Origin of the sequence: Xanthomonas sp. NCPPB 1067 (genome assembly GCF_020783795.1) — a bacterium.
In the GTDB taxonomy this organism is placed as follows: Bacteria; Pseudomonadota; Gammaproteobacteria; order Xanthomonadales; family Xanthomonadaceae; genus Xanthomonas; species Xanthomonas melonis.
Map to the genome: position 1 here is coordinate 57,777 of NZ_JAJGQG010000003.1, position 13,549 is coordinate 71,325.

Consider the following 13,549-nt stretch of genomic DNA (forward strand, 5'->3'; position numbering starts at 1 on the left):
GCGGCGTGTCCCATGCCGGTACGCGTGCAAGCACCCTCAGTGAACGAGGCGTTCGCGCGGGACCGGCAAACGTCGTGCGTGGGATTGATCGATGTGGCGCCGCGCTCCCACTCTTCGCGGCTGCTGATCGGCAAGCAAGCATTCTTAGAAGACGTTCAAATCACCAGTCACCAAACACCAAAACGGCCAGCAGATCACTCTGCTGGCCGTCAGGCTTGCATCACCTAACCAACGAGCAGTGTTACGCCACCGCAGCGGTCTTGCCTGCGACCACGCCGCGCTCGCGCTGGCGCAATAGACGATTGGCCACATCCAGCCACGCCAGCGCACTGGCTTCGATGATGTCCTTGCTGGTGCCGGTGCCTTCGTATTCCACACCGTCGTGACGCACGCTCAGGCTGGCCTCGCCGCGCGCGTCGGCGCCGATGCCAACGCTGTGCACCTGGTAGCTATCCAGCTCCAGCTTCACGCCGGTGGCCGACGCCAATGCACCGAACAACGCATCGACCGGCCCGTTGCCCTGCGCGGTTTCGGCCACGCGGTTGCCTTCCGGGTCGGACAATTCCACCAGCGCATTGGCGCGGCTGCCGACGTCGCTGATGGTCATCGATGCCAGGCGGTAGCCTTCCTGCACGGTGGCATCCTGCATCAATGCCTGCAGGTCGGCATCGGTGACCACGCGCTGCTTCTCGCACAGTGCCTTGAACTGTTCGAATACCAGCTTGACCTCTTCTTCCTCCAGCAGGTAGCCCAGCGCACGCAGGCGCTGTTCCACTGCGGCGCGTCCGCTGTGGCGGCCCAGCACCATCTGCGAGGACTCCCAACCCACGTCTTCCGGGCGCATGATTTCGTAGGTGCCGCGGTGACGCAGCATGCCGTGTTGGTGGATGCCGGATTCGTGCGCGAACGCATTGCCGCCGACCACCGCCTTGTTGCGCTGCACCGGCATGCCGACCAGGCGCTGCAGCAACTGCGAGGTGGACACGATGCGTGGGGTATTGATGTCGGTATCGATGTTGTAGAACGCACCACGCACCTTCAATGCCATGGTGATTTCTTCCAGCGCGCAGTTGCCGGCACGCTCGCCAATGCCGTTGATGGTGCATTCCACCTGACGCGCTCCGCCTTCGATGGCGGCCAGCGAATTGGCCACCGCCAGGCCCAGGTCGTTATGGCAGTGCGCGCTGAAGATCACCCTGTCGGCGCCTTCCACACCGGCGATCAGGCGCGAGAACATGCCGCGGATCTCTTCCGGCGTGGTGAAGCCTACCGTGTCGGGCAGGTTGATGGTCGTGGCGCCAGCGGCGATCGCCACGCGGGCGACCTCGGCCAGGAAGTCTTCCTCGGTGCGGGTGGCGTCTTCGGCGGAGAACTCCACATCGTCGATGTAGCTGCGCGCCAGCGTCACGTGCCTGTGCACCGATTCCAGCACCTGCTCGCGGTTCATGCGCAGCTTGTGCTCGCGGTGCAGCGGGCTGGTGGACAGGAACACGTGCAGGCGCGGATTGGCGGCGGCCTCCAGTGCCTTTGCGGAAGTTTCGATGTCGGCCTGCAGGCAGCGCGACAGCACCGCAAGCGTGGGGCGTCGCAGCTCGCGGCCGATCATCGCTACCGCTTCGCGATCGGAATGCGAACTGGCCGGGAAGCCGGTTTCGATGATGTCCACGCCGAGCTCATCCAGCGCGCGCGCCATCACCAGCTTCTGCTGGGGCGTCATGCTGCAGCCGGGGGATTGCTCGCCGTCGCGCAGGGTGGTGTCGAAAATTCGGATACGCGGGGTCTGGTTGGATACGGTCGTGTTCACCAGGAAGACTCCTCTACTGCGATGGCGTTGACAGGCGTTGTAGCGACTGCGGATGGGCGGGAAACAGCGGCGGCGGGTGGGGGCGGCTTGACGCTGCGTTCGTTGCGCAGCCGCTCGGTATTGCGGCGGCGCGGTTTGCGTGGCGGACGCGGCCGCACTTCGGACAAGAGTGTGGCCAGAACGGTTGCGTCGATATTACCGCCAGAGACGACCGCACATTTGCGTTTGCCCGCAACGCGGCGACCGGCGGCCAGGGCGAGCGCACCGGCGCCCTCGGCGATGACGTGTTCTTCCAGTGCCAGCCGCACCAGGGTTTCGCGCAATTCGGCTTCGCGCACGATGACGACATCGTCCAGCAGGCTGGCGCACAGACGACGGGTGAGGAAGCCGGGAATCTTGACCTTGACGCCATCGGCGAGCGTGGGCACGGGCGCGATTTCGCGCACATCGCCGCGCACGGCGCGGGCCATGGAGTCCACGCCCTCCACCTGCGCACCGACCACGCGCACGCCCTGCGACTTCAGCGCAAGGGCGATGCCGGATGCCAGGCCGCCGCCGCCGATCGGCACGATCACCACATCCGGGGCATGCGCGGCCAATTCGATACCCACCGTGCCCTGGCCGGCGATCACATCCGGGTCGTCGAAAGCGGAGAGAAACCGATAGCCGTTCTGGTCGGCCAGCTCGCGGGCGAAGGCGAATGCTTCGTCGTAACTGTTGCCGTGCTGGCGCACGGTTGCGCCCCAGTGGGCCACGCCGGCGATCTTCGTCTGCGGTGCGCCATGCGGCATCACGGTGATGGCCTGCACGCCGAGCCGGTATGCCGACCATGCCACGCCTTGCGCGTGGTTGCCGGCCGAGGCGCAGATCACCGGGCGTTCATCGCCGCGCTCCAGCCCTGCCAGCAAGGCATTCAACGCGCCACGCACCTTGTAGGAGCCGGTGCGTTGCAGATTTTCCAGCTTCAACCACACGCCGAAGCGTTCGGCGTAGTGCAGTGGCGTGGGCGACAGATACTTGCGCAGGCGGGCCTGCGCGGCCAGGACGTCGGCCACACTGACGGCGACGTCGCCTACGTCTGGCTCCTGCACGGAAGAGCGGCCCGAATCAGGCATTGCGGCGCACGCTTGGCCGATCCGGAAGAAGAGACCTCCGGATGGCGTTGTGGTGATCGTGCGAGGTGGGGCCGTTCATGCGGCTGCCTCGATCGATTCCAGCGCGGTGATCGTCACCGCTTCGCAGTCGTAGACCTTTTCCAGTTGCAGGCGCAGCGTCTCCGGCGGGCGGCTGCTGTCCACGTCCAGCTGCAGGTGCCAGCGGCCCGACCCGTCCGGGTGCGCGGCGCCCTGGATGGCGCAGGGACGGAAGCCACGGCGCTCGGTCATGCCGATCACCCGCACCAGTGCGCCTTCGGCCGGCTTCAGCACCAGATCAAGCCGGTAACGCATGGGTCGCCTCCTTGGCCGCGTGTGCGGGATTGCTGTCCAGCATGGTGCTGTTGGCATTGTTGGGCGGTACCAGCGGCCAGACGTTGGCGCGTGCATCGATGGCCACATGCAGCAGGCCGGGACCGGGCTGGGCCAGCAGCTCGGCCAGCGCCGCATCCACCTCGCCCCGCGTGACGATGCGCCTGGCCGGAATGCCGAACACCTGCGCCAGCGCCGCAAAGTCCGGGTTGTCGGAAAGGTCGATCTCGCTGTAACGCTCGGCGAAGAACAGTTCCTGCCACTGCCGCACCATGCCCAGCGAGCTGTTGTCCAGCAGCACGATCTTCACCGGCAACTTGCAGCGCGCAATGGTCACCAGCTCCTGTACGTTCATCATGAAGCTGCCATCGCCGGAGACCAGCACGACGGTGCGATCGGGGCAGGCAAACTGGGCGCCCATCGCGGCGGGCAGGCCGAAGCCCATGGTGCCGAGGGCGCCGCTGGTCAGGTGGTTGCGCGGGTCGTTGAAGCGGCAATGCTGGGCCACCCACATCTGGTGCTGACCCACGTCGCAGGCAATGATGGTGTCGGCCGGGGCCACTTCGCTCAGGCGCTTCAGCAGCGCCGGGGCATAGACATCGGTACCGGGCGCGTCGTAGCGCGCACCGAACTTTTCGCGGTTGGCAAAGCAGCGCGTGCGCCACGCCTGACAATTGGCACGCGCAGCGCTGAGCGCCTTCAGGCTCACTGCCACGTCGCCGGGCACCGCGATGTCGGCGGTGCGCAGCTTGGAAATCTCATAGGCGTCGGCATCCAGATGGATGACGCGCGCAAACGGAGCGAATTCGCTCAATTTGCCGGTGGCACGGTCGTCGAAGCGTGCGCCCACCACCACCAGCAGATCGCATTCCTGGATGGCCATGTTGGCCGCGCGGGTGCCATGCATGCCCAACATGCCCAGGTAATCCGGGTGTCCATGCGGCAGGGCGCCGAGACCGCGCAAGGTCAGCGCGGTCGGGATGCCGGTGGACTCGACGAAGCGCCGGAACGCGTCCACCGCGCCGGCCAGCGCAATGCCGCCGCCGCCGTACACGATCGGGCGTTCGGCGCCGGCAATGGCCGCCAGCGCGTCGGCCAGCGGTGCGTCGGCCGGTGCCGGCGGAGGCACCACCGCGGCCGGTACGTGGTCGGGCAGATGCGCCGCATCGGCGAGCTGCACGTCCTTGGGCAGGTCGATCAGGACCGGCCCGGGACGTCCTTCGCGGGCAATCCGGAACGCCTCGCGCACCATCTCCGGCAACTGGTCCACGCTGCGCACCAGAAAGCTGTGCTTGACGATCGGCATGGTCATGCCGAACACATCCAGTTCCTGAAACGCATCGGTGCCCAGCAACGGCGTGGCGACCTGGCCGGTCAGGCAGATCATCGGCACCGAGTCGAGCATCGCATCGGCGATGCCGGTGACCAGGTTGGATGCGCCCGGACCGGAGGTGGCCACGCATACGCCTACCCGACCGCTGGCGCGGGCATAGCCGTTGGCGGCCAGGGCTGCGCCCTGCTCGTGGCGGACCAGGATGTGCTTGAGCCTGGAATCCACCAGTGCGTCGTAGAACGGCATGATGGTGCCGCCCGGATAACCGAACAGCGTTTCCACGCCTTCGGCCTCCAGGGCCTGCGTCAGCCAGCGCGCGCCATTGCGGGGCGCGCTGTGTGCGGAGGTGTTCATGCGTTGCGGACCTTCGGTGTTAAACGGTGGGGGAGGCGGCAGTTACGCCGCTTGTTGATTCGCTGGTGCAGTAGCGGCCTGCTGTTGCCCGTTGAGCCATACCATCTTGGCGCGCAGCTTCTTGCCCACTTCTTCGATCGGGTGCTCCAGATCGGCCTGCTTGAACTTGTTGTAGTTGGGCAGACCCGCTTCGTATTCGGCCACCCAGTTCTTGGTGAAGGTGCCGTTCTGGATGTCGGTCAGCACATCCTTCATGCGCGCCTTGGTACTGGCGTCGATCACGCGCGGACCGCTGACATAATCGCCGTACTGTGCGGTCTCGGAGACGAATTCCAGCATGCGGGTGATGCCGCCTTCGTAGAACAGGTCCACGATCAACTTCAATTCGTGCAGTACTTCGTAGTATGCGATCTCCGGCTGGTAGCCCGCTTCCACCAGAACCTCGAAACCGGCCTGCACCAGCGACGACGCGCCGCCGCACAGCACGGCCTGTTCGCCGAACAGGTCGGTTTCGGTCTCTTCCTTGAAAGTTGTCTTGATGATGTTGGCGCGTGCGCCGCCGAGGCCGCCCGCGTAGGTCAACGCGAACTGCTCGGCCTTGCCGCTGGTGTCCTGGTACACCGCGTAGATGCACGGCACGCCGCGGCCGATTTCGTACTCGCGACGCACCAGCGCGCCCGGGCCCTTCGGTGCGACCAGTACCACGTCCAGGTCGGCACGCGGGGTGATCATGTCGAAGTGCACGTTCAGGCCGTGCGCGAACAGCAGGCAGGCGCCCTGTTTCATGTTCGGAGCGATGACGTCTTCATAGAGCTTCTTCTGCACCATGTCCGGAGTCAGGACTGCGACCAGATCGGCGGTCTTCACCGCTTCTGCCGGCGCCACCACGGCAAAGCCGTCGGCCTGGGCCTTGGCTTCGGTGGGGCCGCCCGGGCGCAGGCCGACGGTGACATCGAAGCCGGAATCGCGCAGGTTCAGTGCATGCGCGCGGCCCTGGCTGCCGTAGCCGATGATCGTGATTTTCGGTTGGGTATGGTTGCTCATGAGTAATCCTTGCGAGGTTGGCAGTGGAAAAACGAATCAGCCGGCAGTGCAGGCACTGGCCGGCTGAACAAGGCGGGGATGGACGAGGGCACGGCACCGGCAGCCAGGGGCAGCCGCAGGCTTGCGGGTGTCGGTCGACAATGGTGCGGAAGTGGCCGTGATGTCGTTCATGTCATTCGAAACTTTTGGTGATCCCTGAAACGCGAAACCCCGCGCCGTTGCCGGTGCGGGGTCTGATCGAAGCCTTGTGTGTCTGTTGCCTACACGAAGTCTCGTCCCGCACCGGTTGGCGAGGTAATGAGTACGAGCACGAGAAGCGACGCCGACGCGCCGGAAGGCGCGGACAGGCAGGCGTTCAAGGTGGCGGGGCGATGCGACATGTGGCTGAGATAACCATCGCTGCCAGTGAGGTGTCAACCCTTGCGGATGAAACATCTGCGAATGCGTCGGCGATGTGGCGGCAGGCCGCAGCGCGCCAGCATGGTTACCGCTGAAACTGCATCGCCCGGCAGCCGGACGGGCTGATCAGGATCGCCAATTGCGCGGGTTCATGGCGCGGTGCAGCGTGCGATCGAGCGCTGCAAGGCGAGGCCGCTGGTATGGTGGCGTCTCCATCCGTCCTGTCCTTTGGAGTTGCCTGCAATGCGTCGCGTCCCTGTGCTGTTGGTCTCTGCTCTGGCGCTGCTCGCGCCGCCTCTCGGCGCTGCCGACCGCATCACCGGGCAGCCCTTCGCCACCCGCTCGGAAGTCATTGCTCCGCACGCCATGGCCGCGACCTCGCAACCGTTGGCCACCCAGATCGCGCTGGATGTGATGAAGGATGGCGGCTCGGCGGTGGATGCGGCCATTGCCGCCAATGCGGCGCTGGGCCTGATGGAGCCGACCGGCAACGGCGTGGGCGGGGATCTGTTCGCCATCGTCTGGGATCCCAAGACCAGCAAACTCTACGGTTACAACGGTTCGGGCCGTTCGCCCAAGTCGCTGACCCTGGCCGAGTTCCAGCGCCGTGGGCTGAAGGACATACCGCCGACCGGCCCGTTGCCGGTCTCGGTGCCGGGCGCAGTGGACGGCTGGTTCGCGCTGCACGAGCGCTTCGGCCGCAAGCCGATGGCACAGAACCTGGCGCCGGCGATCCGCTATGCGCGCGAAGGCCATCCGGTCGCCGAGACCATCGCCTATTACTGGGATCGTTCGGTGCCGCGGCTGGCGCAATACCCCGGCTTCAAGGAGCAGTTCACCATCGATGGCCGCGCCCCGCGCAAGGGGGAGCTGTGGAAGAACCCGAATCTGGCCAACACGCTGCAGCAGATCGCCGACGGCGGCCGCGATGCGTTCTACAAGGGCGGGATCGCGCGCACCATCGGTGCCTACTTCAAGGCCAACGGTGGCTACCTCAGCTATGAGGACATGGCCAGCCATCAAGGCGAGTGGGTGGAGCCGGTCGGCACCAACTACCGCGGTTACGACGTGTGGGAATTGCCGCCCAACAGCCAGGGCATCGCCGCATTGCAGATGCTCAACATCCTGGAAGGCTACGATTTTTCCAAGATCCCGTTCGGTTCGGCTGAACACGTGCACTTGTTCACCGAGGCCAAGAAGTTGGCGTTTGCCGACCGTGCGCGCTTCTACGCCGACCCGGCCTTTCAGCCGGCACCGCTGGCCAGGCTGATCTCCAAGGACTACGCGGCCCAGCGCCGCGCGCTGATCTCGATGGACAAGGTGCTCAAGGAAGTCCAGCCCGGCACGCCCAGGCAACTGGAAGAGGGTGACACCATCTACATGACCGTGGCCGATGCCGACGGCATGATGGTGTCGCTGATCCAGTCCAACTATCGGGGGATGGGCAGCGGCATGGCGCCACCCGGTTTGGGCTTCATCCTGCAGGATCGCGGCGAGATGTTCGTGCTGAAGAAGGACCATCCCAACGGCTACGCGCCGGGCAAGCGGCCGTTCCAGACCATCATCCCGGCCTTCGTCACCAAGGACGGCAAGCCGTGGCTGAGCTTTGGCGTGATGGGCGGGGCGATGCAGCCGCAGGGGCATGTGCAGATCGTGATGAACCTGGTGGACTTCCACATGAATCTGCAGGAAGCCGGCGACGCGCCGCGTATCCAGCACGAAGGCTCCACCGAGCCCACCGGTCAGGCCACCGCAATGCGCGATGGCGGCGAGCTCAATCTGGAAACCGGCTTCTCCTACGACACCATCCGCGCACTGATGCGCAAGGGGCATCGGGTGATCTTTGCCGATGGTCCGTACGGCGGCTACCAGGCGATCGCACGCGATGCGGCCAGCGGCGTCTATTACGGAGCGTCGGAGAGCCGCAAGGACGGACAGGCCGCCGGCTACTGAACAGGCCGCCCGGTTCGAGTTCGCCGCTCAACTCCAGCCACGACGCGCCGCTAACGACAGCGATGGACCAGGACATTCCCATGAGCTCGATGCAACAGCCCGATGTGCCGTCGCAAACCCAGGCGGCCCTGCTTCCCGATGCCCCGGTGGCGTTGCTGCGCCTGTCGGCCGCTGCCCAGGTCGTGGCCTGCAACCGTGTCGGCCTGGATGTGCTGGGTACGACTGCCAGCGATCTGATTGGCGCGCCGGCGACGGTGTTATGGGGATTGGCTGCGGCCGATCTGGTCGGTGACGAAGGCGTGTGGGCCGCACCGGGCGACGATCCGGCCCGGCGCGTGCGCTACGTGCGCGACCGTGAGCATGGCGGCTGGATGCTGTCGTTGCCGCATGTGGAAACCGCGATCCTGCTGCGCGAAGCCACGCGTCTGGCCGAAGACAGCCGTCCGGTGCCGATCTCGCCCCTGCTGCAACCGCTGGTGGCGCGCCTGCAGGCCGAGCACGAAGACCGCACGGTGCTGGAGCGCACCGCGCAGGCGCTGGCCGGGTGCGAACTGGAATTGCTGTTGCCACCAGGCCTGGCGGAGACCGAGATGGGCCGCCGACTGCAGGCCGGCTTCGGCAACCTGGCCGAAGCGATCCGCCAGGCCGTGGCGCTGTCGGTACAGATCGCCGCCGAAGTGCCGCCGCTGGTGGCCGAGAACGACGAAATGGTGCGCCAGTCGCAGGCGCAGACCGACGCGCTGGATGGGGCGCGCATGGCTGTGGAGCGGCTCTCGTCCAGCCTGCAGGACGTCAACGCCGAACTGGCGCAGGTGATCGCGTTGGCGGCCAGCGCCGACGACAGCGCACGCCAGGGCGTGGCCGCGGCGCATGCGCTGGGCCAGGCGATGCACGAAGTGGAACGGCGGGCCGCACGCGCTGGCGAGGTCATCGAGGTCATCGACTCGGTGGCCTTCCAGACCAATATTCTGTCGATCAACGCCAGTATCGAGGCCGCGCATGCCGGCGAGGCCGGGCGCGGCTTCGCCGTCGTGGCCACCGAGATCCGCCGGCTGGCCGAACGCGCTGCCACTGCGGCGCGCGATGTACGCGCGATCCTGGCCGAAACCAGCGCCGCGGTAGGCGAAGGTGCGGCCTCCGCGCGCGGCACCGAAGCGGTGCTCGACGGCATCACCCGCGTGCTTGGCCAGGCCAGTGCCGCGATGACCACGGTGGCCGGGCGCATCCAGGCGCAGGATGGGGAGATTCGCGGGATCGAGCACGCGGTGGATGGTGTGGTCGCGCTGGGTCGCAGCAATCTGCAGCACGCCGCCCATGTGGCCGAACGCAGCGAAGCGCTGGAGCGCGGCACCGAGACCCTGCGCGATTGCGTGGGGCTGTTCCGACTGCCGGCGGACCCGTTGCAGGTGCCGCGGCATGCGCGCGTCAAGGAACTGGCCGTCGCCACGGCAGGCAAGATCGGCACGGCCCTGGCACAGGCGATGGCACGCGGCCAGATCGACGAGGCGGCGTTGTTCGCGCGCACCTATACTCCGATCCCCGGCGTGGAGCCGGCCAAGTTCAGCACCGACTTCGACGCGGTGTGCGATCACGTGCTTCCGCCGCTGCAGGAGCCGCTGCTGGAGGCGCATCCGTGGATCGTGTTTGCGATCTGCGCCAATCCCGACGGCTACGTGCCCACCCACAACCTGCGTTTCACCCAGCCGTTGACCGGCGACCCCAAGCGCGATCTGGTCGGCAACCGCACCAAGCGCAAGTTCACCGACCGAGTCGGCCGCAGCGTCGGCGCACACACCGACCCGTACCGCCTGCAGGTCTACCGCCGCGACACCGGGCAGATCATGTTCGATCTGTCTGCGCCGATCTTCGTGGGCCGCAAGCACTGGGGCGGCCTGCGGGTGGGGTACACCCTGGAGTGAGCGCGGGCGAGCAGCCGCCGGCTGACAGGGGCGTCTGCGCGCGTTCCAGGCGCGGCCTGTTGGCGCAATGCTCGGGTTTGTGGGGACGAAGGCCGGGTTGGAAAAGACCCTCGATACCGCGCTAGCGTCGCTGCATTCGAGAGGGGGGCACAGCGGTACGTGTTCAACGCAACGGCGAGCGGCCTTCCCATAGCACGCTGCAGACACGGTCGACGTCGAGCGCGCCATCCTCCAGTACGCTCTCCACGAAGGCCTCCCGCGCCTGCTGCGCGTCCATGCCGTGGCGGAAATCGCGGGCGATGCGTGCGTTCTCCGGCACAGCGATGACGTTGGACTGCGGCGCGATCAGGTCGGCTTCGAATGTGCCGACGAAGTCGAAAGTATGCGCGTCCTCGATCAGCGTGCCCACGCGGGCACGCCCGGTGCAGCCGAAGATACGATCGCCATAGGACAGACCGACCAGGGTCTGGCAGTCGAGGTCGCCAAGCACGTGGAGGCCACCGTTGGCGATGATCGCCTGGGCGCGCAGTTCCCCGGCGACGATCAGGCTGGCGATATCGTTGACGAACAGGATGTCGCACTCGACGTCGCCCAGAACCACGAGCACGTTCTCCTCGATTTCCAGTGCCCCATCGATCCGCAGTGGGCCATCGCAGGCATCGAAGCCGTCCTCGCCGCCACGCAAGCGCAGGTACTCCCAACCGGCTGGGCAACGTGCCTGCAACGCGTCGGCTTCGGCGTGAGTCAACGGGCGGCGTGAGACGCTGGAGTTCATGGGCAGAGTGGCGTGCAAGCAGGCGCGGAGCATGGCGCAAGGGTCTGGGCGCGTCCAGAGCGGGATGCACCGCGCACGCGTGCCGGCGCGTAAGGCGGGCGGCGCTTGGCTGCTGCGTTTCGTGTTCTAATTTGCACCGAAGTGGGGGTACCGCAGCAGTGTTGCGGTTGAGATAGTCCCTTCGAACCTGATCCGGCTCATACCGGCGTAGGGAAGCTTCGTTAGATGCGATGGTCCGTGCCTGCACGGGCCTTGCGTGTTGAGCGCCGCCGCTTCGTCCGTACTGCGATTCCCTCGCAGAGCCAGCGCCCTCGGTGCTGGTCTTCCAGCACACAGGACGAATGCCATGAATGCCGCGCCCACCGTTTTGCAGCAACACACCCAATCCCTTTCCGGGGCTGTGACCCAGCCGATTCCCGGTTCGCGCAAGATCTTCGTGCAGGGCTCGCGCCCGGATCTGCAGGTGCCGATGCGCGAGATCGCCCTGACCCGCACTCCGACCCTGTTCGGCGGCGAAGACAACCCGCCGCTCAGCGTCTACGACACCTCTGGGCCGTACACCGATCCACAGGCGGCGATCGATCTGGCCGCCGGGCTGGCACCGCTGCGCGCGGGCTGGATCGCCGAACGTGGCGATACCGTGGCCCTGGATCGGCTCAGTTCCAGCTTCGGACGCGGTCGCGAGCAGGATGCGCGGCTGGACGCGGTGCGCTTTCCCGCGCGGCACCTGCCGCGTGTCGCACGCGCCGGCGCCAATGTCACCCAGATGCACTACGCGCGCCGCGGCATCGTCACTCCCGAGATGGAATTCGTGGCCATTCGCGAAAACCAGCGGCTGGAGTCCGTCGCCGATGCGGTGCTGCGCCAGCAGCATCCAGGCGAGCCTTTCGGTGCCGCGATCCAGCAGCGCATCACGCCGGAATTCGTGCGGCAGGAGATCGCGCGCGGCCGTGCGATCCTGCCCAACAACATCAATCATCCCGAGAGCGAGCCGATGATCATCGGCCGTAACTTCCTGACCAAGATCAACGCCAACATCGGCAGCAGCGCGGTGTCGTCCGGTATCGCCGAAGAGGTGGAAAAACTGGTGTGGGCGATCCGCTGGGGCGGCGACACGGTGATGGATCTGTCCACCGGCAAGCACATCCACGAGACGCGCGAGTGGATCATCCGCAATTCGCCGGTGCCGATCGGGACGGTGCCGATCTACCAGGCGTTGGAAAAGGTCGACGGGCGCGCCGAAGAACTCACCTGGGAGATCTTCCGCGACACCCTGATCGAGCAGGCCGAACAAGGCGTGGACTACTTCACCATCCATGCCGGCGTGCTGCTGCGCTACGTGCCGCTGACTGCCAGACGCCTCACCGGCATCGTGTCGCGCGGTGGTTCCATCCTGGCCAAGTGGTGCCTGGCCCATCACAAGGAAAACTTCCTCTACACCCACTTCGAAGACATCTGCGACATCATGAAGGCCTACGACGTGGCCTTTTCGTTGGGTGATGGCCTGCGTCCTGGCTGCATCGCCGACGCCAACGATGCGGCGCAGTTCGGCGAACTGGAAACGCTCGGCGAGTTGACCCGGGTGGCCTGGAAGCACGACGTGCAGACCATGATCGAAGGTCCCGGCCACGTGCCGATGCAACTGATCAAGGAAAACATGGACAAACAGTTGCGCGAGTGCGGTGAGGCGCCGTTCTACACGCTGGGGCCGCTGACCACCGATATCGCGCCGGGCTACGACCACATCACCAGCGCGATCGGGGCGGCCATGATCGGTTGGTACGGCACGGCGATGCTGTGCTATGTCACGCCCAAGGAACACCTGGGCCTACCCAACCGGCAGGACGTGCGCGACGGCATCATGGCCTACAAGATCGCCGCGCACGCGGCCGATCTTGCCAAGGGCCATCCGGGCGCACAGGTGCGCGACAACGCGCTGAGCAAGGCGCGCTTCGAGTTTCGCTGGGAAGACCAATTCCATCTCGGCCTGGATCCGGTCAAGGCCAAGGAGTTCCACGACGAAACCCTTCCGAAGGACGCGCACAAGCTCGCGCACTTCTGTTCGATGTGCGGGCCGCATTTCTGTTCGATGAAGATCACCCAGGACGTACGCGATTACGCAGCCGAACACGGGGTAGGCGAGGAGCGGGCACTGGCAGCCGGAATGGAAGAGAAGGCGGCGCAATTCCTGGCCCAGGGCGCGCAGGTCTATCGTGCGTCCTAAGCGCGCACGGCCGGCGCGGTCACTACGTCGGGTAGCGGTCGCTTAGCGCTAGTTCAGTTTTAGTTGTGCAGATCGCACGGCGATGCGCAAGTGCCGCCGTGCGGTCGTTCTGCAACCGGTTCCGGCGTGCAAGGGTCTCGGGCGCTCGAGCTGAATCGCAGATAAAAAAATCGCGCCAGAAGGCGCGAAGAGAACATCGTGATTATTCGAATTCGTCGGCGAGAGAGAGAGAGCCTGACGTCGCCGCCTGTCATAGGAAGCAACGGCGCATAGGGTAA

9 protein-coding genes and 1 riboswitch are annotated in these 13,549 nt (G+C 66.1%); of the genes, 3 read left to right on the forward strand and 6 right to left on the reverse strand.

All coding sequences use genetic code 11. The annotated features are described in order from the left end of the window. Nucleotides 1-241: 241 nt before the first annotated feature. The 5 genes from LL962_RS03520 to ilvC form a co-directional block, all read right to left on the reverse strand. On the reverse strand, nucleotides 242-1,804 hold the full coding sequence (locus LL962_RS03520; protein ID WP_104586795.1) for a 2-isopropylmalate synthase: 1,563 nt from the start codon (nucleotides 1,802-1,804) through the stop codon (nucleotides 242-244). Continuing rightward, nucleotides 1,801-2,919: a threonine dehydratase gene (locus LL962_RS03525; RefSeq protein WP_228315926.1), complete on the reverse strand. Its 1,119-nt coding sequence runs from the start codon at nucleotides 2,917-2,919 to the stop codon at nucleotides 1,801-1,803. The genes LL962_RS03520 and LL962_RS03525 overlap by 4 nt, the downstream gene beginning before the upstream one ends. 75 nt (nucleotides 2,920-2,994) lie before the next feature. Beyond that, complete coding sequence (locus LL962_RS03530) at nucleotides 2,995-3,252, reverse strand: ACT domain-containing protein (RefSeq protein WP_104586793.1); 258 nt, start codon at nucleotides 3,250-3,252, stop codon at nucleotides 2,995-2,997. Further along, nucleotides 3,236-4,957, reverse strand: coding sequence for an acetolactate synthase 2 catalytic subunit (gene ilvG, locus LL962_RS03535; protein ID WP_228315927.1), 1,722 nt, complete (start codon nucleotides 4,955-4,957; stop codon nucleotides 3,236-3,238). Before ilvG ends, LL962_RS03530 begins: the two co-directional genes overlap by 17 nt. Nucleotides 4,958-4,999: 42 nt before the next feature. Then, nucleotides 5,000-6,001, reverse strand: a complete 1,002-nt coding sequence (gene ilvC, locus LL962_RS03540; protein ID WP_228315928.1) for a ketol-acid reductoisomerase — start codon at nucleotides 5,999-6,001, stop codon at nucleotides 5,000-5,002. Nucleotides 6,002-6,643: 642 nt separating this feature from the next. Here ilvC and ggt point away from each other — a divergent pair. Beyond that, nucleotides 6,644-8,353, forward strand: coding sequence for a gamma-glutamyltransferase (gene ggt, locus LL962_RS03545; RefSeq protein ID WP_228315929.1), 1,710 nt, complete (start codon nucleotides 6,644-6,646; stop codon nucleotides 8,351-8,353). An 80-nt stretch (nucleotides 8,354-8,433) separates the two neighbouring features. Continuing rightward, nucleotides 8,434-10,272 carry a methyl-accepting chemotaxis protein gene (locus LL962_RS03550; protein WP_167395265.1) on the forward strand — a complete coding sequence of 613 codons (1,839 nt, stop codon included), beginning with the start codon at nucleotides 8,434-8,436 and terminating at the stop codon, nucleotides 10,270-10,272. Between the two features lie 163 nt (nucleotides 10,273-10,435). On the opposite strand, the gene LL962_RS03555 is transcribed toward LL962_RS03550, so the two are convergent. Next, nucleotides 10,436-11,047, reverse strand: a complete 612-nt coding sequence (locus LL962_RS03555; protein WP_228315930.1) for a hypothetical protein — start codon at nucleotides 11,045-11,047, stop codon at nucleotides 10,436-10,438. A gap of 133 nt (nucleotides 11,048-11,180) precedes the next feature. After that, a riboswitch (TPP riboswitch) is annotated at nucleotides 11,181-11,279 on the forward strand. Between the two features lie 114 nt (nucleotides 11,280-11,393). On the opposite strand from LL962_RS03555, the gene thiC reads away from it, so the two are divergent. Further along, nucleotides 11,394-13,271, forward strand: coding sequence for a phosphomethylpyrimidine synthase ThiC (gene thiC, locus LL962_RS03560; protein WP_228315931.1), 1,878 nt, complete (start codon nucleotides 11,394-11,396; stop codon nucleotides 13,269-13,271). The last annotated feature ends 278 nt before the right edge of the window (nucleotides 13,272-13,549 follow it).

Bases quoted from the DNA above. Each gene is read 5' to 3' on its own strand.
- ilvC (WP_228315928.1), bottom strand. From the start codon at position 6,001: ATGAGCAACCATACCCAACCGAAAATCACGATCATCGGCTACGGCAGC.
- LL962_RS03530 (WP_104586793.1), bottom strand. From the start codon at position 3,252: ATGCGTTACCGGCTTGATCTGGTGCTGAAGCCGGCCGAAGGCGCACTG.
- thiC (WP_228315931.1), top strand. From the start codon at position 11,394: ATGAATGCCGCGCCCACCGTTTTGCAGCAACACACCCAATCCCTTTCC.
- ggt (WP_228315929.1), top strand. From the start codon at position 6,644: ATGCGTCGCGTCCCTGTGCTGTTGGTCTCTGCTCTGGCGCTGCTCGCG.
- LL962_RS03550 (WP_167395265.1), top strand. From the start codon at position 8,434: ATGAGCTCGATGCAACAGCCCGATGTGCCGTCGCAAACCCAGGCGGCC.
- LL962_RS03555 (WP_228315930.1), bottom strand. From the start codon at position 11,047: ATGAACTCCAGCGTCTCACGCCGCCCGTTGACTCACGCCGAAGCCGAC.
- ilvG (WP_228315927.1), bottom strand. From the start codon at position 4,957: ATGAACACCTCCGCACACAGCGCGCCCCGCAATGGCGCGCGCTGGCTG.
- LL962_RS03525 (WP_228315926.1), bottom strand. From the start codon at position 2,919: ATGCCTGATTCGGGCCGCTCTTCCGTGCAGGAGCCAGACGTAGGCGAC.